Below are 24,016 nucleotides of genomic sequence, written 5' to 3'. Positions count from 1 at the left end.
TTTGAATTTTTTCGATTAAATCGGAAACACGAAATCTTTTCAAGTCATTGCACAGTATGTACTTCGTTATTACACGCCTTTTTTCGCCATAAAGAAGCCCCGGAGGGGTTTCCCCCCACGGGGCCGCGGAATTTGATTCTTAAGGAGCAAGAATGACCTGATTCGAGATCAGCGGTGTCTTCGCCACCGTTTCACCCGCCTCATTCGGACGCTCAGGCATGAGGTAGTAACCCACGCCCACATACCCACTGCCCTCTTTCACCAGGATGCCCTGGTAGGTCGCCGTGCGCACGAGCACACCCGCCGCACCACCAAAGACTGCATCTGGCTGGCGGAGCGTCACCTTCCCAGTGAAGGTCCCCTTCGCAGCCGCCAGAGTCAGCGTCGTGCCAAACGGATTCGCGTCTGCCAGAGGCACCTTCACGGCGCTCTTCGCCAGCACGTCCACCCGGTCCGTGCCACCGTTGTAAGGCAGACTTGGGTCCAGAATCGCAGGGATCGGCGTGGCACCATCCAGCTCGTTCAGGTAGAACTTCAGGTCCAGCGCATCCACCGTCGGAGCCAGCAGACCAAAGATCAGCGGGTAGTCCGGTGAGGTCGGCGTGGGCTTCTTGCGGTTCGGGTCCAGGTAGGCTCCACCATTCACGGTGAGGGAGATCGGGCCGAAGCCGTTGCGATAGGTGCGGTTAGACGCCAGCAGGTTAGCTGGGCAGGTCCAGGTAGGTGCTGTCGCAGGGCTGGAGGTGATGGTGTTATCCGCAAAGATCGCATCATTCACCTTGTTGATCTTGATCTCACCCACCAGAGAGCCACGTGGTGTGGTCTTGTAGAGGGTCTGGAACATGATCACTTCACCCAGCGGGCCGACGAACTGGGCACCCGTGATGGCTTGACCATCTGCCGTCTTACCCACGTAGCTGAGCGTCCCCGTCACACCCACCGTGAAGGCGGCAAAACCATCCCCCTGCGGGATCACCGCAGCGGAGGCATCTGGAGGCGAAAGCGCCATCGTGTAGTAACCCGGTGTCTTCTTCACCGCCGGGGCCACCAGATCACTCAGGTAATCATTCGGTGGCACCGTGGCAGACCACTTGTTGCGCCAGCCGGTGAAGGGCAGATTCAGGTCCACCACCACCAGCTCGTTATCCACGATCCGCTGCTCGGAGGTGCTGATGGAGGCCGTGCCCAGGCGATCCGTGTTAGGCTTCAGGGTAAAGGCCAGCGTCAGCGGCGGTGGCACTGGAGCTGCACCCACCGCTTTGCGCAGGATGGTCACCGTGCCCTCAGGATCTGCCGTGAGCAGGCCCGTCTCCGGATCAATCACCAGCTTCAGGTTGCCTTTGATCGGGTACACCGTCGTAGCCAGCGTCACCTTGCCCGAGAAAGCTCCCTGAGCCGTCACGACGAGGTCGAAACGACCGCCCACTTCCCCGTTCAGCTCATGCCGTGGGATCCAGCCTGCAAAGGTACCCACCCCACCGGTCGGGATGGCATTCACCGTCAGCGTGGCCGTGGCTGTCTGGAGGTTGGGCTTCGAACTGAAGGCATTGGAAACCGTCACCTTCACCGCGTAACCACCCACCTTGCTCGCCGTTGGGCGACCGGTGATTTTACCTGTTTTGCTATCGGCCTTCAGCCCAGGAGGCAGGCCGCTGATGCTGTAAAGCGCCGGCGTCTTGTCACCATCCGTGCCCAGGTCCACAGGGATCTGGTATTCATAGTCGGCACCCACCATGCCCACAGGGAAGGTGATCGGCAGCAGTTCAGGCTCGGCTGTGTAAACCTTCAGGTGGTGTGTGCCTGCCATCACAAAGGAAGGCGTGCCTGCACCAGTGACTTTACAGGCGTAAGTGCCACGGTCTGCGATGTCCACATTGTTGATGGTCAGCGTCTTCGTCAGCACACCCACAAAGTCAATGTCGCTCGGCGGGATGGCCTCGTAGTTGCCATCCACCAGACGCATCCACTGGTAGCCGATGGTCACGCCCTTCGCCGGGCCAGCAGCGATGACGGTCATGGTCGCTTTGGTCTTCGGTTTGTTAGAGGCGGCCACATCCACATTCGGGTTGTTCGCCACCACCACCAAGCCTGTGCCAGCGACCGAGGTCACGGGTTTCGGGAACAGCGTGTTCTTCGCTTCCACCTTGAATTCACCAGCCAGCGCGGTCGTGATGTTTTCAATCCGCAGCGTGGTGATGAGGGTGTTGCCTTCGAAGGATTCCAGGATGGAGACCTTCGAGGTCACGCCTGCATTGACGCGCTCACCCGCCGTGATGACCGCATTGTTACGCTTCCACACCACCACTCGGCCCGCCGTGGCACCGCCTACGCGGCTGGTGAGCTCCAGAGTGGAGCCCTGAACCAGAGTCGTGGACCCTGGAGAGACGATGGATGGCGCGCCTGGCACCAGGTCAATGGACACCACAACGCTGTCCACCGTGCCAGCAGGGTTGGTCACCCGCACGCGGATTTCATCGTTGTCATCATCCGCCGTGATGCCGGGGATGCGCAGCGTGTTTTCGGTTTCACCCACGATGTCTTCAAAGACACCGCCCACTTCGCGGCGCTGCCACTGGTAGGAGATCGGCGCGGTGCCAGTGGCACTCACGGTGAAGAAGGCGATGTCACCCGTGCTCACCTGCGAGTTCAAGGGCTGGTTCACGATGGTCACCGGATCCGTCACCAGCAGGGACACAAAGTTACTTGGCGCAGCGCTACCGGCCAGGTTGCTGACGACGACGTTGATGTTGTTGGTCTCATCCGCCTTCACCACGCCTGTGATGGTCAGGGTGGAGAGGCCCGTCTGCGCATCCGAAACCACGCTGAAGCGGCCACCGAGAGTGATCGGCACTGTGCCGCGTCTCCAGACAAAGCTGTAAGGCGTTGGCCCATTCACCTGCACGGTGAAGGTCGCTGTCGCGTTCGGGTTCACCGTCTGCGGTGTCGGCTGCACGATGATCACCGGAGGGTTATTCACCGTCAGGTAAGCTGGGGCGCTGGTGGCCGTGAAGGCCCCATCACCATTGGTCACCATCACGCGGTAGTCCCCTTCATCGGCTTCAAAGATGCCGGTCTTCGTGAAGGTATTGGTAAACGCACTGGCGCGCACCGCTGTGCCGATGTTGACGTAGTCCGGGGCTCCAGCCTGGCGGAACTGCCACTGATAGACAAACTCAGGGCTGCCCGAAACGGTGACGCTGAAATTCACCGTCGTGCCCGCGCCTGGGTTCACCGTCACCGCAGCCGGCGGCACGTCCACCTGCACATCGTCGGTCAGACCCGTGATGGTGATGGACCCCGTGGTGAGGAAGGTGGAAGTATCCCACAGGTATTGACCCGGGAGTTTCAGGTAATCTGAAAGCGTGACCTGGCCACCCTGGCTGAAGGTGATGCCGCCGCTCAGGTCCAGAATGTCAAACGTGGTGTTGAGACCTGGATTGTAGCCTGGAGCCATGGACACCAGCAGGCGACCCGTTTCCGTGAGGTTGATGGAGGTGCCTGCCAGGCGGTTGAGATTGCCTGCACCCAGGGCGAACTCCACCACCGAGTTCGGTCCCACCGTCAGCGGGCCACCCAGAGTGAGGACTTCATTCCCCGTGGTCACCGTCGGGTCACCCACACGCAGAGTGGCGCGGGTGCTGATCTCAGTGCCTGTGCCCGTGAGCTGGACGGGCCCGCCGATGAAGCCCACCCCACCCAGGACAGCACCTGCATTCACCTGCACCGTGCCTGTGCCCGTGGCGGAACCTGCGGTATTCATCACCAGCAAGGTGCCTTGATTCACCGTGACGCCGCCGTGGAAGGTGCTGTCATTGCCATACAGACTGACCACGCCCGTGCCGGTCTTCACCAGGGACAGGGAATCGGCTGGCAGGGTACCACCGCTGTCAGACCCCGCCGTGCCGCGAGCTTCCGTGATGTTGCCACGGATCTTCACGCCGTAACCGGTAGCGAGGTTGGAATCCAGATTCAGGCTCTGGTTTTCTGCCGTGTAGCGCTGGTTATCCCGCAGGGTGATGTTCCCGGTGAACTCAGCCGTGCCGGAAGTCAGCGCGGTGGCGGAGCCGAGGCTCATGCTGCCAGCACCCACGCGGGCATTGACATCAATGGCCTGGGAAATCGTCAAACCGGAAACGGCCGTGCGCAGCGCGATGTTTGCATCCGCCACATCGCGGGTCCAGAGCACCGGCGTAGTATTCAGGCCGGAGACATTGCTGGCCAGGAAGAAGGCCTGCCCGGCATGGGTGCCGTTCGTCACACGCACCTGCGTGCCGTAGGTCATCTCAGCCACCGTGTCGAACTCAGGTGCACGCACCAGGTTCAGGGTGCCATTCAATTGCAGACCAGCGCTGTAAATGATGCGGTACACCCCATTCCAGGCCGGGTTGTTCTCTTCATCCTTCACCAGGATGAGTGTGCCTGTGTCAGCCTCAGTAAAGATGCGACCGTCAATGAGGGTATCCACTTCCACGAAGGCCCCTGGGCCACCGGCATTGCTGAAGAGACCGTTGTGAGTCGGGTCAAAGCGGCCTTCCACACGGGTGAGGCTGTAGCCCGTCGTCGCGCGGTCCACCGTCAGCACCTGCGCCCACACGACGGGGGAGGTGTTCACTTCCTGCACCAGGCTGGCCAGGAAGTAGGTTTCATTCTGCTCCGTGCCACCCTGCACCTGCACGCGCAGGCCGTAGGTGAACTCAGCCAATTCATCCAGCGTCACCGCACGCACCAGATTCATGGTGCCAGCCGTCTGCTGCGCGGTGATGACCACCCGATACACGCCGTTGCGGGCGGAGTTGGCCTGCTCATCCTTCACCAGCACCAGGGCACCCGTATCGGCCTGGGTAAAGGTGCGGCCATCCAGCACGTTGGACACATTCACAAACGTGCCCGCATTGCCGCTGCCTGTGGTGAAGCTGCTGCCTGCCAGCGCGGTGAGGCTGCCACCGGTGGTGGAGCGCACCACAGCGATCTGGAAGCTGTTGTTGATCGGGTTGCCATTGCGGTCGCCCAGATCCACCCGGCCATACCAAGGATTCTGCACCGTGCCGGTATTGATGCCCAGTGCGGTGCTGCTGCCCAGGAGCAGGCTGCCACTGCGGATGGTCACGCGGGAGTTGCCATTGGCTTCCTCAGACAAGCCGGTGCCGAAGTTGTTGTCCGTGCTGTTGATGATCATGGTGCCGTCCGTGTTCAGGCGGAAACCGCCCGCACCCGTGATGTTTCCATTCAGCGTCAGCGTGCTGCCAGACTCTGGAGCCACAAGCGCGGTGCCGTCCAGGTTCAGATTTCCTGAAAGGGTCGTATTGGCGGTGAAGCTCAGCTTCGAGTAGCCCGCAGCGTCGCTGATGTGGACGAACTGGATGCTTGGCAGTTCCTCAGGATTCGCAGGCACAGGGATGTGGCGATAGCTCACGCCGGGAACCTCCGCCATCATGACCAAGCCCGCGTTACGACCGATGTCGTTGACGGATTGCAGCAGCGTGATCGGCGTGTTCCATGGGAAGGGATCTCCAGGGAACTCACGCACGCCCGTTGCATTCGTCGCGCGGATGTATTTCAGCTTTTTGTTCGTGGCGTCATAGTAGGCCACAGCAGGGGTGCCAGCCGCGGTGACAGGCAGGCCATTCACCACCGCCAAGCTCGGGAACTGACCCACCGTGCCGGTGCTATCCAGCACATCTGGCGTGCCGAAAGTGGAGGTGTAAACGATGGCCGCAATGGCCTTCGTCTGGACCTCCGTAGGGCTGATGCGCAGGTCTGTGGTGATGCCGCCAAAGCTGCTGGCGCGCATGTATTCCAGGTCACCTGTCGTGTTGTTATAGTAAGCGATGGCAGGGGTGCCATTCACCGCAGTCAGCGAGATCTGGCCCACGCCCACACCGATGTTGCGCAGGACTTTCGGAGGCGTCCAGTCATCCCCACCCGAATTATTTGCCAGCATGTACCTCAGCTCTCCAGTGGCCTGGTCATAGTAAGCGATGCCGGGTGTGCCGTTGTTGGCAAAGCCCGAGATGCTGGCCGTGCTGTTGGTGAAGTTCTTCACGATCACGTCACCGCCGATGTTCACCGTCGCCATGGACGTCCCCTGGCCACCTGAGCTATCCAGCAGCAGGGATGGAATCCAGTTGGTGCCGTTCACATCGCTGGAGCGGACGAAGCGCAGGTCGCTTTCCACCACGTCGTAGTAAGCGATGCCGGGAACGCCGATGATCGGGTTATTGATCTCCACACTCGCAAGCGAGGTGTATTGACCGCGATCCGTCACCTTGCGCAAGAAGCTGGCATCGCGTGTGCCATTGGCATTCAGGCGGCCCACATAATGCTGGGTACCACCGCCGACGTTGCTGAACAGACCGCCGATGACCAGTTTGCCATCGCTCTGTTCCACCAGGGCACGCACTTCATAGTCAGGGTCAGGGGCAAAGGTCTGGTCCTCACTGCCATCGGCATTGAGTTGGGCCATGAAATTCGCATTCGCTTTGCCGAAGACACTGAAGATCCCCAGCACCGCCACCTTACCGGTGGAGAGCATCTGCACGGAGCGCACTTCAGCGTTCACTTCCACCCCGAAGGTGATGTCCACCGCGCCATCGGCCAGCAAACGGGCCAGGCGGTTACGGGTAAAGGTGGTCACGTTAGGCGTGCCCACCACGGTGCTGAAGAGGCCACCCACGTAGATCTTGCCATCCGCCGCCACGGCGATGCCGCGCACTTCATTGTTGAAGTTCGGGTTAAAGGCCTGCAATGCGCCAGCGGCATCCACACGGCCCATGCGGTTGCGGGTGGACCCACCCAGCGTGGTGAAGGCACCGCCGATGAGGACGTGGTTATCCGTCTGCACAGCCAGCGCACGCACTTCACCGTTCGCATTCGGGTTAAAGCTATCCGCCGTCCCAGCCGGGATGAGGCGGGCGACGTTGTTGCGGCCTGCACCACCGATGTTGCTGAAGGAACCGCCCACCAGCAGGTTGCCATCGGCCTGACGTAGCAGCACGCGGATGGCTCCGTTGGAGTTCGGATTGTAGCCCGTATCCAACGCCCCAGCGCTGGTGAGACGGGCGATGTTGTTACGCACCGTCTCCGTCTGGCCAGCACCGCTGCCCGTCACCCGTGTGAAGGCACCTGCGATGATGATGCTGTCATCGGCCTGGATGGCGATGGCGCGCACTTCACCGTTGACGATGACATTGAAATTCGTGTCCAGCACCCCGGTGGGGCTCAGGCGGGCCAGGCGGGTGCGGGCCACACCGTCAAATTCCACAAACGTACCGCCCACGATGACGGCCCCGGTGGACTGAACCGCCACGGAACTGACAGGGTTGGCGTCTGCGATCACGCTCGGAGCCCAGAAGGCACCGCTGGTGTCTGAGGCGCGCATGTAGCAGAGCGTGCCATTCGTCGCATCATAATAGCTCACCGCTGGGGTGCCATTCACCACGGCCAAGGAGACGTATTTGCCCACGTCTCCGCGGGAGGCCAGCGTGATAGGTGGCAGCCAGGTGGTGCCGCGCGCATCTGCCGCACGCACATACTTCAGGTCCTGATTCGTGGCGTCATAGTAGGCGATGGCAGGTGCGCCATTCACCATGGCGGTGGAGGAGAAGGACCCCGCATCCGCATTTTTAGTATCCACCCGGCCCTGGCCCAGCCAGTCAGGTCCACGGGCATTCACCTCGCCCACGGTGATGTCCTTGGCCACGGTGCCGCCTTCGACTGTCAATTCCAGCCCAGCGCTCTTCGAGGTATTCGTCTGGCTGGTGCCCAGCGCCACCGCGCCCGTGCCTGGACCGGTGCCCGTGCCCAGTGCATTCGGCACATTCGCCACCACCAGGCGGCCTTCGGCGATCTCGATGCCACCTGTGTGGGCATTGGAGCCGCTGAGACGCAGGGAGCCCTGGCCAAATTTGATCAGCTTGCCCGCACCGGAAAGGATGCCGGAAAGCTCCCCTTCAATGGCGGCTGGGCCATTGTTCACCCGCACGGCCTGGCTGTAGCTGCCCAGGTCGATCGGGTTCACCAACGTCACCTTATGCGTGGCATCCACCGCGCCCAGGATCAGGGAAGACCCGTCCGAAACGAAGCCGTCATTGCCGAAGCGCAGGCGCTTGCCCTCATTGCCAAAGTTCACCAGGCGGTCAGCGCCGTAAGCGGCAAAACCACCGCTGCCTTTGAATTCGATCTGGTTATCCGCCGTTCCCAGGAAACGGGTGAAGTCACCCGAGCTCAGGCCGATGACGCCGTCCTTCACCACGATGTGGCTGGAGGTGGCCAGCGGTGCCGTGGAGGTGAAGCCCCCAGGGATGGCATTGGCCGAGTCCAGACGCAGCACCCCGCCGTGCACGAAGGTCTTGCCGGAGTAAATGTTGTTCCCACTCAGGATCGTGGTGCCGATCCCGCTCTGCACCAAGCTGGTGGAGGAACGGAAGGTGTAGGCGACCCCGGTGAAAGTACCCGTCGCAGGCTTGCTCATGAAGATCTGGCTCAGCAGACCGTCCACACTCAGCACAAAGGTTCCCGGCTGGATGCCAGGGCCAGAGATTTCCATGCCGGGATGGATGCGATTCCGCTGCTTGAAGGCCAGCTCCAGCACGGTCATCACAGACTGCCCTTCCAGCACACTGCCTGCAGGTACCGCAGGTGCGTTGTCCTGCGGCACTTCCAGCACCACCACCCCATCAATGATGTTCGCGCCGATGTTGAACGTGGCATGCTGGCTGTAGTTGTGGATGATGAAGTCACTGCCTTCACCGGCCACCCCGGTGCTGCTGATGTTGCCTGGGCCCAGGATGCTCTTTTCACCCGTGCGCACATTCGAGGCCACCAGGATCGCTCCAGAGACCAGTTTCAGCGTGCTGCCGGCATCCACCGTCACCACACTGTCTTCGGGGCTGTAATAGCGCAGGGTATTCACCTCACGGTCACGACCGGCGATGTTGATGCTGGCACTTTCAGACTGCCCAGGGTCCACCAAACCCACGCGGCCAAACAGTGTGCGGGTCGTCAGGAAGCGATAGTTGCCCACCGTGGAGTCCAGCTCCGCCGCATTGTTCAGGGTCACCACACGTGTGGTCTTATTGAGCGAGACGATGCGTGTATCCGCAGGGATACCGGGGCCCGTCACCATCATATCCACCAGCAGGGTGTTCACCAGGCTCTGCTGCACGGCTGAGATCACCATATCTTTGCTACCCGCCGTGATCGTGACCCCGGAAGGAATGTCAATCTGCACGGCACCGCCTTCAGAGGGGTTGTGAATGGTGCTTGGACGGGAAATGCCCCACAGCGCTGCATTGCTGTGGTTGGAACCCAGTTGATAAAGGGTCTGGAAATCTGCCGAGACCACACCGCCGCTTTCCACGAGCACGGAGGCAAAGTCATCCACACCCACCGTGCCGCCAGCGGCAGACAGGTTCTGGTACACCGCCCAGGCCAGGAGATTCGTTCGCTCCAGACGGGGGATGTTCAGGAAGATGTTCGCCGAGCCGGAATTCAGCTCCGGATTTTCCGTAAACCGCACCGTGCCGCCCGAAAGGCGCTGCACGCTGGTGGTTTCCTCACCACCCATGAAGTTGACCGTGGTGGTGCGGGTGCTGATGGGGCCCGCACGCAGGTTCACCGGATCAAAACCAGCCACGTTGGTCACGCGCACTTCAGAGGCCCCTTCATCCACGATGAAGGCCCCACCCATGGTCAGGCTGGAGTTTGCCTCAGGCAGGCCGCGTACTTCCAGCATACCGCCAGAGAGGCGCACGTTGGCCAGGTTATTGTTGACCGGGTTCGAGATGGCGAATCCACCCGCGCTCGCATTGGTATCCACCAACTGCATGCGCAGCACACCTTCTTCCACCTTCACTTCATTCAGGCCGCCACTGCCGCGCAGTTCCAGCGTGCCACTGCCCACTTTTTCCAGGCGATCCGAGGCCCCGATGGTGCCGCTCAAGTTGAAGTTGCCTGAGAAAATGGCCGTTGTCTTTTCATGCCCCACGTTAAAGCGGGCAAAGTCCGTGATGGTGTAGGCGCGGTTGGTGGAGCTGTTTTCACCGATGTATTGCAGCGTACCGCCGTTAAACACCAGGTTCCCTGCGGGGTTCCCCGTGGCGGACAAGCCCAGGCTGCCAGCCACCCCGGCATCCGTCAGCTTCTGCGCACGCAGCACGCCATCGGCCAGGAAAGTGACCCCCGTGTAGGTATTGTCCGCATCCAGGATCAGCGTGCCGCCACCCAGCTTCTGAAGACCGACGGAAGGCGTCAGCGTGAAGGTGGAGCTCACACCATAAAGCTCGGCATTGAAGAAGTGGTTCGCATTGATGCGGATGTCTGAATCATTGAAGATCGCATCCACGATGGCTCCGGCAGGGATGCCAGGGCCAGAAATCGGCATGCCGATGTAGATATCTGAGGTGGAGATCAACCCCGTCTCAGGATTCACCACCCCGTTGATGCGGTTCTGGGTCGTCGTGTTCTGCGTTGTGACAAAACGACGGATCGGATTGCCAGCGACCGTGAAAATTAACTCGACACGCGCATCTGCGCTGTTGGTCGTATTCCCACTGAGAACCACGGTATTCGCATCCAAGACCTGAACCACTGTAGCATTGGCTGGCAAAATGTTCGTCTGCCCAGGCACCACAGACACCGTGGCCCCGAGCAGGCCCGTGGTATCGGAGATGCCGCTGAGCACCGCAGGGTTCCCCGCTGTCAGGCGGCCCCGGCGGGTCTGCACCCCACGGTTCAGCAAGGGCACGCCGATGATGAAGTCACCGTCCTCGTTGTATTGATGGATCAGGAAGTCACGCAGGTTCCCCTCATTCCGGGTGGCCAGGCTGCCCGTTCCCACGATGCTGGAATCATTCGCCCCGACGGTGGGGGAAACCAGGATGGAGCCCGTCTGCAGGGTGCTGATGCCGCCAAATTCATCTCCCCCGCTCAGAGTGGTGATGCTAGGCGCATTCGTCGCGTAACGCAGCGTGTAGGTGATGCTGCCCTCGCCCACAGGCAGGTTGCCCGTGACGTTGGTATTGCCATTTTCACCCCAGGAGTTCGGCAAGTAGCTGGTATTTCCCAGCACCTGCACCAGGCCGTCCAGGCTGTTGGAGCTGTTGCGCGCCCAGCCCAGGCTCTGGCTGCCATTGTCATTGCTACCACCTTGCAGGAGCTGTGGCCCGTAGGTAGCCGCATCCAGAAGGGAGTCGCTACCGCTGGCGGTCACGCTGAGGTAGTTGCGGATGGTGGTGTCCGTGCCATTCACAAAGGCCACGATGTCATTCGCACTGCTGCGCGTGGTCGTGGTGCGGATGACGTAGGTCAGCGGTGTCGCCGGAGTGATCTGGGGCGGCACATTGATCGTGGAAGTGATGTTACCGGCCACTCCCGTGTTTTCGATCTTCACACTGAAGACATCCGTCCCCAGGGCTCCAGGGAAGACGTCTGGGTTCGCGGTAAAGACCAGCGTGGCTGCGCCGGGGCGCTGAGGCTGGTAGGCGCTCACCGTGTGCTGGTTGCTGCCTGCCGTGCCCGTGCTCGTGATGTCAATCGGCGTGCCATCAGGTGTCAGCGCCAGTTTGAAGCTGCGGGTGCTAGCGCTCACGACGTAGTAAGTGACGCCCGTCTCCAGCGGTGCTGGCAGGGTGCCCACGGTGGTGAGGCGCACAGGAGAACCATTGATCAAATAATGCACCCCCTGGGCCAGCGGCACGGAGAGCACATCCGTCGTGGTGCTGGCCGCAAAGTTACGGCTCACGGTGCCGCGGATGGTCCAGCTCGCCTGCACCACAGCGTCACGAATGATGGCCCAGCCACCCAGAATGCCGTTGATGTTCAGGTTATCCACCGTCGCGATGCGAGCGAGGTCAAAGTAAAGCGAAGCGCCTTCCGCACGGGAGATGGCGTTTAAGCGCAGCGTGTTCGTGCCGCTGTCACGGTAGATCTCATTTGCCCCTGCCTGCAGGCTGAGGTTGTTGATGATTTCTTCATGGTAGGTTGTGCCGCCTTGCAGGCGAATGATGCCACCACGGCGGCCACCGCCCAGCGTAAGAGTCGCCAAATCCACCAGCTTCGAGTTGTTATTCTGGCTGTAGTCCAGGATCAATGTACCCGCCTGGACCGTGTAAGTGCGGCGGAAGTTTTCCATTTCAGACTGACCGGTGCCACCACCTACGTTAGGAATATAGTGCTGGATCGTTTCCCCGCGCAGACGCACGGTTCCTTCCCCAAGCTGGGTGATGGCGCGCGCGCCCAGGATGTTCCCATCCAGAATGAATTCCGAATTGGCACCGATGGTGAAGGTCGTATTCGCCTGCACGTCCACATTCCCAGACCAGGTGGCCAGGTTATTGGCCGGCATGGAGAGAGCCCCCCCCTGGAAGGTGATCTCTTCATTCAGCATGTAGTCCACATTGCGCAGATCCAGGCGACCCCCGATGACGTTCACGCCCGAGGTGGAGATGCCAGGGCCTGAGGCCGTGTAGATGATGTTGCCCGAGGAATTGGACGTCAGCAGCACCGGCGTGGTGCTGTTCGGGTCCAGCGCCACCTGGAAGGTGGTTCCTGTGGCATTGATGACGTAGTAGGTCCGGTCAGCGAAAATATTACCGGGCAAAGAACTGGCGACCTGCTGGTTCGTCACTGGATTGCGATACAGCAAACCAAAGCTGAAGTTCACCACGCTGCCGTCCAGGAGATTCCCCGTGAAGGTATCCGTCGCATCATCCCCATAGGTGGAGGCCACGGCCTGCACATTCGGCACGTAGGTCACATCGAAGGGTAAAATCGGCACCTCTTCAAAATCTTCGTTGATTCTCGTCAGGGCGACTAGATTCACCGCCGTCCCACCCGGAGTGGTGGCGATTTTGAAGGTGCCGTTTGGCTTGTCAGATTCCACCACATAGTACCGGGTGTTCGCCTTCATCCCCTGCGGGAAGATGGTGGTGGACATTCTGGGGAAGGTCACTTCCGTGCCGTTGGGCAGCCGCCCGGTCAGTTTATTGACCGGAGAGACCAAGACCGTGGTGGGGATGCCCGGTGTGCCCAGAGCGCCATTGGCCAGCACGGCCAAGACCCCTTCCTGTACCGTCACCTGCCCGCTAAAGTCGCCCGCAGTGCCCACGCCCCAGGTCCCGGGGCCGATCTTCAGCAGTGAAGTCGCTGCCGTGGCGGATTTATCCGAAAGCTGGAGCTGGAACTCATTGTCCCCCGTGTTCACTCCGCTCAGGGTCAGTGTGCGTGGGCCATTGCCCAGCATGCCCACTCTTTCACTGACCAGGCTTTCCTCATTTGGCTGGCCAGGGAACAAGATCAAGGAGGAGCCCAGGATGACACGTGCCGCCTGGTTCACCCCGTTCGCCACCAAAGTCGCCGCATCCGGCCCCTCACCGATGGTGATGGAGCGGTTGGTAAACTGCTGGCCACGTGGGCTGAAGGACAGCCCGCCGCCATCAATGACGATCTCAGACGCCGCCCCATTGCTACCCGTGCCCAAGGAAGAGCGCCCACCCGCAAAGCTGATGGTGGCGATGTCCAGCACGCCTTCTTCGATGGTCACATTCCCAGAAAACTCACTCTCCGTGCCCGTCAAGGACAGGCGTCCTGGGCCTTTTTTCAGCAGGCGCAGCTCGCTGCTGCCGCCATTGTTCAGAAGACCGGCATAGGTCTCATTGATCGGCAGATCAACCGTCAAAACCGAAGGCAACTGGGGATCTGACGTGCCTTCCGCAGGACTGTACCCGTTGCTGATGCTGGCATTGGCCGCACCGGTCAGGCTTAGCAGCGTCTGGTTCGTGCCATTGAAGCGCAGGCGGGAATTGTCCCCCAAAATCACCTTAAAGCCTGCCGTGCCCAGCGCGTTGGCGCTGCTCAAGGTCAAGGTCGCCGTGCCCAGCGTGATGGTGTCTGAGAAGTTGTTGGTGCCGTTGTAGGTGTTGTTTCCGCTCAGGGTCAGGTTACCACTCAGCACACGGATGTCCCCGCTGAAATTGTTGTTCCCATAAAACTGCACCCGGGCACCTTCCATGAACAGGCCGTTCACGTTGTTGTTCCCGTAGATGTTGATGTTACCGTCAAAGCCACCCTCGGTCTTGATGCCGCCGCCGTAGTTGTTGGTGGAGGCATTGTTCCCCAAATTCAGCGTGTTAAAGCTGCCCACGCCATCAAAGGTCGGCGTCGCACGCACAGCCAATTCCACCACCCCCGTAGCCTGGATGGGGCTGGTGACGGTGAGATTCACTTCCTGGATGACGTTGTTATTGGCTGCTCCAGGCAAGATGTAAGGCGTGGGGTTTTGATGCCCCACTTCCAAACGGCCACCGGAATTGCCAAACGTGATGCCGCGGTTCGCATCCGTCAGCGTGTACTCAAAGTCCGGCAGTGTCACCCCAGGGGTGCCTGTCACCGTATCACGGCCAAACTGTAAGGTACCGCCATTGAGCAAGAGGTGATCTGCACTGAAGGTGGAGGGTGCTGGCCCCAGGTTCGTATTCGCGCGCAGGCGCAAAATGCCGTTGTTGATCACCGTCCGGCCCGTGTAGGTGTTTTGGAAAGTGGGGTGCATCACCACGGTGCCAGGCCCAGCTTTCACAAAACTCACGCTGCCGCCATTAAACCGCACGGGCGTCGCCGTCGCCGCAGCCAGAGCTCCAGAGATCGGTGCATTGTTGAGCGTGATCGTCGTCACCCCAGTTTGGCTGCGGTCCACCGCCGTGATGACGGTGCCTGCTGGCAGGTTGGCATGCGTCACTTCCATGCCCACCATCAGCACCGGGGCCGTCCCCGCAGGGATGGTCATCTGGTTGCTGCCCGCAGGCATCGTCACCACATTCACTGCGCCCTGGCCGTTGAATTCCAGGTTAAAGTCACGCACGGGCGCGCTGATCGTCAGAGAGGCCAGAGAGGCCGGTGTGTTGTTAAACGTGCCCGTGATGGCAAACAGCTCTGCAGGAGTATTTTTGGGCGTGCCCACGGTGAGGTAAGCCGTGTCAGACCCGTTGATCGTGTGCCCACCATGGCTGGCCAGAATACCACCGGACTCGACCGACAATAAAAAACCTGTTCCCAGGTTAACCGCACGCCCTGCCGCTGCGGCCGAAAGATCTGGCTGAAGGCTCAGCGAGTTCACCGCTCTTCTCGCATTCGTCGTAATCGTGGTGAAACTAGCCGTGCCTTGGAACTTCGCGTTCGCATTGAACAACCAAGTGTTCTGACCGTTGGCATCCGTCGTGTTCGTGTAATCTGTGGACAGCAGACGCGTCACCCCGTTTGCCCCATATTTGACGAACTCATTGTTCGCGAAGGCCCAGCCGCCGATGATGTTGTCATCCAGCGTCACGCCACTATTAAAGAAGATGCGGTTACGCGTCGTCGTGCCCAGGGCATCCGTCACCGTATTCACCGTCGAGGATCCCAGCGTAGCTTCGCGGCCAGCGAACTCCACCACCCCGCCTGGCTGACGGGTGAGGGAGGCGAAACGCAGTGTGGAAGTGCTGCCCACAGGGGCCTGGAAGGACGTGATCTGCCCCTGCCCTGACCCCAAAGTCAAAGGCCCGAGCTGCTCAGAGAACGTGTTTGCCGAGGCATCATTCACAAACTCCACCACCCCGCCGTTCAGCTTGATCGTGGTGCCGTCTGGGATGCGGTTCGCATTGTTCGAAAAACGCGTGTTGTTCAGGTAAAGACCCCCCGAGTTCGCTGCCACGCCGATGGCGTTTGGCCGCCCGGAAATATTGATGCTGTTCAGCCCATTCACCGCCACTGGTGTACCGGCGCTGGCCGTGATCGCCGCTGAGGCGGGATTGCTCAATGTCACCTGACCCAAAGCCTCATTGATGGCCAAAATCGTCGTGCCTGCAGGCAGGTTCGGGTGGCTGATGCGCATGCCCACCTTCAGCCCCGCCGCCGCTGGGGAGGAGCCCACATTCAGCGTGCTGCTGTTCTGCGCCATCGTCGTCGCCGCCGTGGCCAGGGAGGTGGTGAACTCATTGATCACCCCATCCGTGTTGGTTGAGTAAGCGAAGTTCAGGGTCGTATTTCCAGGGACGGACGCCGACTTGCTCAGCGTCACCACCCGTGTCACGGGGTCAATCGCCGTCACCACCGTATCCGCCGGCACACCATTGCCCGTCACCCGCATGCCCACCACGAGGGAGGCACTCTGAGTCACCGTCACCGTATTGCCAGAGCTCGTCGCCGCGCTGCTGGTTTTATTGATGTTAAAGCTGCTCTCCACACGCATGTTCATGTACTGGAGATTGATGTCCCCCGTGATCGTGGACAGACCATCCTGCCAAGTGGAAGAAAGCTGGTCTCCCTGCGTGAGCACCGTGCCACCGACGGACAAGGTACTGCCTGCGGCATTGTACCGCCCCGTCGCCCGGATGCCGCCATCAATGGAAGTACGACCCTGCAAGCCCACATTGCGGTTCAGGCCCGAGTCCCCATTCACCAACAAAGCCCCACCAATCACGCTGCCAAGCCCTGCCCCGCCGCCGGCCAGGTTCAGCGTGCCATTGTTCACCGTCAGTGAACCGCCGATGCTGTGATTTTCCGTCGCCGAAGCACCCAAATTCAGGATGCCCGTGCCGTCCTTCACCACATTGCCGCTGCCAGAAATCAGAAGGTTCTTCTGCGCTGGAGCCAACTGAGCATTCGAACCCGCACCATCCGGGTCCGTGAAGGTCTTCGTAAAGTTCCATGTCCCCGTGTTGTCAAAAACCAGGGTGCCATTGTTCACCACATCACTGCGGAAGTTCGTCGCCTGGCGCAGGATCGTCGTGCCACCACTCACCGTCAGGCCACCCGTGAAGATGATGTTCCCACCCTGGAGAGTCATCTCCCCCGTCCCCTGTTTCACGATGGCCAAAGCGTTCGCCCCAGGAGATCCCAATTGATCCGCCTGCTGAAGGTTATTCCCGCTGTTATCACGGATGAAACCCGTCACATAAGAGTCCGCATTGCTAGACAAAGTCAGTGTCGCCGCGGTGCCGATGGTCTCCGACTCACGGTTCTCAATCACCGCCAGGCTGCCCAGGTCCAGGATGCGGCCCACCGTCTCACTGCCACCCAGCAGCTTGAAGTAATTGTTACGACCACTGCCCGAGAAGCTGTCAAACGTCAGCGTCGCATCATTGCTGATCTGGTCCAGGTGCGAACGCCCCGCCAGCAGTTGCAGCACCGCATGGCCCGAAGTCCCCAGTGTGGCATTGCCGATGTAAATATTCCCACCCACCGCATTGCCCGCCGTGGCTCCCAGTTCCACCTGCGCCCCCGTATTCGTCGTGCCACGGTTCCACAGTCTCAGGTCAAACTTCGATCCCGTATTCGCCTGCGAGTTATTGCCCGTCAGAGACAGGATGCCGTTGCCATAACTCGTGATCGCATTGCCATTCCCAGAGATCGCCCCGCTGATCGTCAGGCGGCCTGTTGTCGCGCGGAAATTCAGCCAATCATCGAGGCGTACAGGCGCACTGATAACATCCGTCGTCACGCCGTTGAAGCGATTCAAAAACGCCCCACCGCCATTGCCATCGTTGTCAAAGATCAGGCTGCCCTCAGTACCCTGAGCGATCGTGTAGGAACTACCGTTGCTGAGATCTCCCAGAAACATCGTCCCCACCGTGCGGTTCCCATCCAACGTCAAAATACGGTTTGCCGTGATGTCCGCATTGAAATGCACCGTCGAGCCGGAGCCACCAAAAGTCGGGCTGATGGTCACTGTGGGCGTCGCCGTGTAGTTAGACCCCATGTTGGTGAGCGTCACTGTGTCCACATGTCCTTCAGGAGTGATGGTAGCCACCGCTGTCGCGCCAGTACCGGTGGTGTCCCCCGTCCCACGGCCGATGATCACCGTCGGCACGGAAGTGTAGCCTGCACCGCGGCTGGTGAGGGCGATCGCAGTGATCCGGTTGGCATTCACCCCAGTCGTCGCGCGCGTCGCTGTCGCCGTCGCATTGATCGCAAAGGTCTGGTGAAAGTTGCTCGCGGGACTGACCCAACTGCCGTTGGCATTCAGCGTCGAAAACCCATCCAAACTCTTCAGAGTGAAGGGCGGCACCGTCTGTCCCAGGACGAGTCCCGGAGTCGCGACCAGCAGGCTCAGTGCCGAGCTCAGCCTCAAGGCCTTGCGGAAAACGCCAGGGGATGCAGAGTTGGTTTTCATAGGTTGGGGGGGGAAATCTAAAAGGTTGGAAAAACAGTCATTCCGCGCGCGGCGGCCCAGCGAAGGGGAAAACATCAAGGCAGATTGTGGGCTATCCCCATGTTGGCGATGGACTGCGTGAAGATTTTGATCGGCACGGCAGAAGTCGGGTTATCAAAATTAAAATCTCTCAGCGGTGCAGCGATCATCTTGATGATCACCCGGCGCAGATTCTGATTGGCCACCATGTTGCCGTCATTGTTCGGCAGCCGCACGTCGTACTCGGGAACGTTCACCTGCACCACGTAGGTGAGCAAAATGCCAAAATCCGGATTGGTCTGGTCCAGTTCCAGGCCCTGATCATCAAAGTAACGCGTCTGCGTCGGCGTCGCATCAACGGTCGTCCAGTTCGTGGACTGAAGCTCTCCGACCAGGAAATCCACAATGCGCGTCTCCGCCTGCTCATTCGCCGTCTGGCTCGTCATCTTCAGCCCGTGCGGCAGCAGGCCCAGGATCGTCACCACTCCCAAAGCCATGATGCCCACCGCCATCACCACTTCCACCAAAGAGAAACCACTTCGGGAAGACTTGTGCAGAGGGAGGGAGAGGGAGGTGTTCATGGCAGGGAGAGACTCCAGGTATTATTTAGGACCGATTTTCCGGGATTTTATTCAGAATAGCGGAAGGGGGCCTGTAGCGTCAATTCAAATACATGGTAAATACCGAAGGTTGGAAGCTCGCCACTGTTGAGATTTCATTGCAAAATGCGTAAAAACACACGCTACCTGGGGATTTCAGGGCCAAAACAGCCCTTTTTACGCCTTTCCTGTAACGTGGCAGCTAATTCGGAGATGCCCCCTCCCCCGGCCGTTAAATTCGCCAAACATCCCCCTCCCCACCCCCGAAACAGCCTTTTTCTCCCCGCCTGCCCCTCCCCCACCCGCCCCCATTCCGCACTACGCACCGCCCGCAGCCCTAAATACATAACGCCCCCACCCACCCCAAGCATTTCCCCCAGCCCCGCAAGCCCGCCGCCCGGTTTTCATCCCTCTCCGAGTGATGCCATCCGCCCCAAAGAGGATGATCCGCCCCCTCTTCCGAACGAGCCCTGGATGCGGGAGCAGGTGTGGCGAACGACGGTGAGAGAGAGGTCCCCGCGCACTAGGAAAGTCAGGCGAATAGCATATTCGCGCTCCGTCTGCGGGCCTGCGATGTCGTAGGAGTGGAGGGGCGGGCGTCTCGGTCCGAGCCCCCTTCTCGCGCCCCTCCAGGGCGCAGGTACAGTATCCATCACTCTCCGAGTGATGCGTCCGCCCCGGAGCGCACATGCGCCTTGTCCCGCGACTGCGGGATCTCGCGCGCCGAGCTTCACGTCCTCGCGGAACTCACATATCGAAGCCCGTCCGCTGAGGCCAGGATGGCCTCACTCCTTGAGCCCGCCCGTCCCCTGGCAGTACAGTATCCATCACTCTCCGAGTGATGCGTCTGCCCCAAAACACGCCCATCCGCCCCCTTGCACCGCCCCCGCCCCGGAGGGGCGAAAGAAGAGCAGCCGGGGGTGGAGCGAGGCACAAGCGAAACCCCCGGACCCCCGCCTAACCAACAACGCGTCACCCAATGCTGCGCCCTGGAGGGGCGCGAGAAAGGCCGCTTGCACCCCCAATTCACCCCAGAGATGTTAGACCGTGGGCACGCCGCTGGCATCCCTCCAGGATGCGACCTTGGGTGGGGCAACGTCTTTGCCCAACCAGGGGTGCGCTCGTCCCGCAAGCGGGACTCACTTACCGCTGGCTACCCGCTGCGATGCCTCCGGCATCGGGGGAGGAGAGGGGCGAATGCATCCTTTGAAAAGGGGTTCATCCCGTGACTTCCCCCGCCCCGAAAGCGCGCGAGAAGAGAGCAGACGAGGCCTGTCTGGGGCGGACGCATCACTCGGAGAGTGATGGATACGGTACTTGCGGACGAGGCCGTTGCCCCGCTGCGCATGGGGACCCTGCGCCCTACCTACCTCCTTGCACCTCCCCCGCCGTGGAGTCGCTGTGGATCAGCCCCAGCGTCTGCCCACTGGTGAACTACCCCCCCGCCCCGGAGGGGCGAAAGAAGAGCAGCCGGGGGTGCAGCGAGGCTTGGCGAGCGGGAACCCCCGGACCCACACCTCACGACAAAACGCCTCACCACCCTCTGCGCCCTGGAGGGGCGCGAGAAACCTTCGTTCCTTCACACCACCCGCGTCCACCCTCAGGCCCCACATCCCATGGACCTCCCACGCCAGCCCCGCGAAAGTCGCGACACCCCCACACCACCCTCTGTTCTACACCCCGGCTCCACCCAAAAAAACAAAAAGGCTGCCTGCAGACAGACAGCCTTTCCGAGGTTGGAAATCCAGACAACGAGCCAGGAAATAAATCAGGCCGTCGGGGCAGCGCCCTCAGGAGCCTTCGGCAGGGTGAAGCGGAAACGGATCTTGCCACGCTTCGCAGCCGCACGGGCCTTGCGCTTGGTGCGCTCTTTCGGGTTTTCGTGAGCGCGCAGGCGGCGCATTTCTTCGAGAATGCCTTCCATCTCGAGCTTGGTTTTCAGACGCTTGAGAGCGCGGTCAACAGGCTCACCTTTGCGGATTTGGACTTCGGGCATACGGGTTCAGAGAAATGGTTTAGAAAAGGGGTCGCGATTCTAGCGGCACCCGCGCATTCGTCAAATAGAAAGATACTTTGCAGCAAAGGTTCTTTCCTCGTGCAGCGTCCCCATCCCTTGATGGCTCAGCACAAGCACCTTCGACCAGTCCCCTGTCACAGCTTCGCTATTGGTTCGGATGCCGAGATGAACTAGAAGGGAGAAAAGACGGACGACGGCTCCCCAATGGACGCGGAGGCCGCGCCTTATCACCGAGGAGGACTGCTACGTGCCGAAGATGCCATGAGAGGATCTGAGGCGAAATGACGGGTGACCGGAGGTTTGACGCGGCCGTGTTTGACGCTGACGTGGGGGTTGTCTCGGGCGAGGTAGCGCCAGGGGAAGTCGGCGGCTTGGCTGATGCCGACGCGGACGTCGCTGAGGACTTCGAGGTTTTCTGGTCCGGGGCGGAGGCCGCAGCCTTTCAGCCGGTGGCGGCCCGCCAGGGGGGCACCGTGATGGATGCCGCCGATGCCGAGCGCGAGGGCCAGTTTGCCAGGGCCTGAGCAGAGATCGGTCACCTTCGGGCGTTGCCGCCGCTGCTGCATTTCGGCCAGACCGAGGCGGGGATCCAGCGCACGGATGAGGATGAGGCCGTCGCGTTCGCCGCCCTTCACCAGGAGGTTAAACAGCCAGTACATGCCGTAGTTAAAATAGACGTAGGCGGTGCCGGGGGGCTGGCTTTTCACAAACACGCGCGCGCTGGGCCGGGTGGCGGTGTGGCAGGCGGGATCGCCCTCCACGGCGTAGGCCTCGGTCTCGACGATGATGCCTGAGCAGCCCTGCCAGACGAGCTCGATCCCGATGAGGTCGCGGGCGACGGTGAGGACGTCGCGCTCGAAATAATCGTTGGTTAGGAAAGCCATGGTTACAGCCCGGTGGGGTGGTCCACAAACGTCCACGGCAGGCCGAACTGGTCCTGGAGATGCTGGGCCAGGGCTTTGACGCCGAAGGTCTCGGTGGCGTAATGGCCGCCGTAGAGGACATTGATGCCCAGTTCTTCCGCCAGGGTGTAGCTCCAGTGCGGGCCTTCCCCGGTGATGAAGGTATCCACCCCGGCACGCGCGGCGGCGGCGACTTCGGACCCGGAACCTCCGGAGGAAATGCCGATCTTTCGGGTGGTCTGGGGGCCACCGGCGCAGACGTGCACGCGGCCGCCATCCAGGGCGGTGGTGAAGCGGGAGATGACTTCGTCCAAGGGAAGCTCCACCTCGCACGTGACGCCGACGGCCAGGCCTTTGTAATCCAGAAATCCACCGCTGGGCTGCAACTGCATGGCCTGGGCGATCTGGGCGTTGTTGCCTAACTGCGGATGCACATCCAAAGGCAGGTGGACGCTGTAAATGGCGAGGTTGTTTTCCAAGGCGAGGCTGAGGCGCTCAAACGTGGCGCCGGTCCACGGCTGGAGGCCGCTCCAAAACATGCCGTGATGGACGATGAGCAGGTCTGCCCCGGCGGCGATGGCCTTTTTCACCACGGGCAAGGTGGCATCCACAGCGGCGACGATGTGGCTGACCTCGCCGGGGCGATTCGCCAGTTGCAGGCCGTTCACGGCGGGGGCGTAGTCTGGCAGTTCGCGGATGCGCAGGAGGGTATCGAGATGGGCCGTGAGGTCAGTCAGCTTCATGGGGTGAACAGATCATGGTTGAGGCGGGTGCTCCACCAGATTTCCTGGGGGAAAGCGGAAAGCAGAAATGGGAGGGCAAGGTGGTCTTGGAGGGAAGAGGGTAGGTTTTGCGAACGGGGGGTTCTCGCGCCCCTCCAGGGCGCACCTGTGATACCGCGTTTTTGGTTAGGCGAGGTCCGGGGGTTCTCGGTGCTACGCACCTTCACCCCCGGCTACTTTTCTCTCGCCCCTCCGGGGGGGGGCGGTGCAGTACAGAGGTGTTGTTTGGGGAAAGAGGGTACCCTTTTGCGAACGGGGGTTTTTCGTGCTGCGACCACCCCCTCACCGGGGCCTTTCGCTTCGCGGCTTCGCACCCCCCGCAAGCGGGGGGAGAGGGAAGCTTCTTTGGAAGCTCGGGATGATAGAGCGAATGACGGTTGGTTTGGTCCACCGCGTGCGGAGGCAAACGACCTCCGTTTTCACCTCCGATACGCGGAGGCTTCTTTGAAGGGGTTGTAGGGGCGGCTGTGGGGCTGGGCGGAGTAGATGAAGCCGTAGCGATCTTTTTTCTCATCCACGGGCTCGAGGAGTTGGCCGCGAAAGCTGGCGGTGTTTTCGTATTCCAAGAGCACGCGGGCGGTGCCGTTGATGCCCCACATTTTAAAGCCGGTGCCAAAGATGCCGCCATTGGGGTAGAGATCGTAGAGGCCGGCCATGGCGTGGAAACAGTTGATGGCGACGCGGTCTTTGCGATACAGGCGGTCATCGGCCCGGTAGAGGATGCGGCCGCTTTCCAGCAGGCGCAGGCGCTGCACGCCGAGGTCAAAGCCGCCCTGGGTGATCTCATACGGGCCCCACATGCAGACGGCGTTTTTCACATTCACGGCCAGGCGGAGGGTTTGCTCTAGATTGAAGCTTTTGCCGGGAGACAGGGGGCAGGCATTCATGCGGGGAAAGAGGCGGCTGCCGAAGCCTTTGAAGACGCAGAGATTCGGATTCGTATCAAAGTCATGCGGCAGCCAACTGATGGTGAAGGCCTCAAACTCGCGATTTTTATAAACGCCGCGCGTCAGCCCCTCGGTCAGGTGGCGTTGCTGGCGGTCTGCCAGGACGCGGATGACGGACATGAAGGAGTGGGAGTATTCGGGCGCATTGCCTTGGTTTTGATAAGCAAAGGGGATGATGAAGTAGCGGTCGCGGGGATTGTTCCCATTGCCCAGACGGGCCAGGATCTTGGCCTTGATGCGATTCGTGACCTGCTCATAGAGCGGCACGTCATGCTGGGAATAGTCGGGCTTTCGGTCCAGCACTCCGGCCTGGCTGGAGACTGCATGGAGCAGGCCAAAAAGAACCAGAAGGGAGAGTCTAACCCAAAGTGGGATCATTTTCTGCATGGGGATGCGGGCGAGATGAGGTGAGGTAAAACAGGGGTCCATAAAAAAAGGCTGTATGGCATGGCCCAAGGTTACCCTCAGGGGCGGCTCCGTGTGATGCCGAGATAGCCCGCTCACTCACGGAATCAAGTCGAGATGCGCATCTTGAAAACTCCCTGTGGAGGGCTGGCCAGGCGGCCCCACTTTTGTTGGTGAGGAGAGGGCAGTCTTGGCGTATCT

General features: G+C 60.8%; 6 protein-coding genes. All 6 read right to left on the bottom strand.

Going from position 1 to position 24,016, the window contains the following annotated elements:
• Positions 1-139 precede the first annotated feature (139 nt).
• Entirely contained in the window at positions 140-18,145 is an 18,006-nt protein-coding gene (locus HNQ64_RS14150; protein WP_184209664.1) for an autotransporter-associated beta strand repeat-containing protein, read from the bottom strand.
• A gap of 74 nt (positions 18,146-18,219) precedes the next feature.
• Entirely contained in the window at positions 18,220-18,744 is a 525-nt protein-coding gene (vccB, locus tag HNQ64_RS14145) for a Verru_Chthon cassette protein B (RefSeq protein ID WP_184209662.1), read from the bottom strand.
• 1,786 nt (positions 18,745-20,530) lie between these two features.
• A complete protein-coding gene (rpsU, locus tag HNQ64_RS14140) occupies positions 20,531-20,758 on the bottom strand; it encodes a 30S ribosomal protein S21 (protein WP_184209660.1) in 228 nt (75 codons plus the stop codon).
• A gap of 248 nt (positions 20,759-21,006) precedes the next feature.
• Positions 21,007-21,663, bottom strand: coding sequence for a DNA-3-methyladenine glycosylase (locus tag HNQ64_RS14135; RefSeq protein ID WP_184209659.1), 657 nt, complete (start codon positions 21,661-21,663; stop codon positions 21,007-21,009).
• Between the two features lie 2 nt (positions 21,664-21,665).
• A complete protein-coding gene (locus HNQ64_RS14130; protein WP_184209657.1) occupies positions 21,666-22,424 on the bottom strand; it encodes a Nif3-like dinuclear metal center hexameric protein in 759 nt (252 codons plus the stop codon).
• Positions 22,425-22,882: 458 nt separating this feature from the next.
• On the bottom strand, positions 22,883-23,797 hold the full coding sequence (locus HNQ64_RS14125; protein ID WP_184209655.1) for a hypothetical protein: 915 nt from the start codon (positions 23,795-23,797) through the stop codon (positions 22,883-22,885).
• Positions 23,798-24,016: the final 219 nt, after the last annotated feature.

Origin of the sequence: Prosthecobacter dejongeii (assembly GCF_014203045.1) — a bacterium.
GTDB lineage: Bacteria > Verrucomicrobiota > Verrucomicrobiia > Verrucomicrobiales > Verrucomicrobiaceae > Prosthecobacter > Prosthecobacter dejongeii.
The sequence above is the reverse complement of the archived record's forward strand: the minus strand, read 5'-3'. Positions and strand labels throughout refer to the sequence as shown.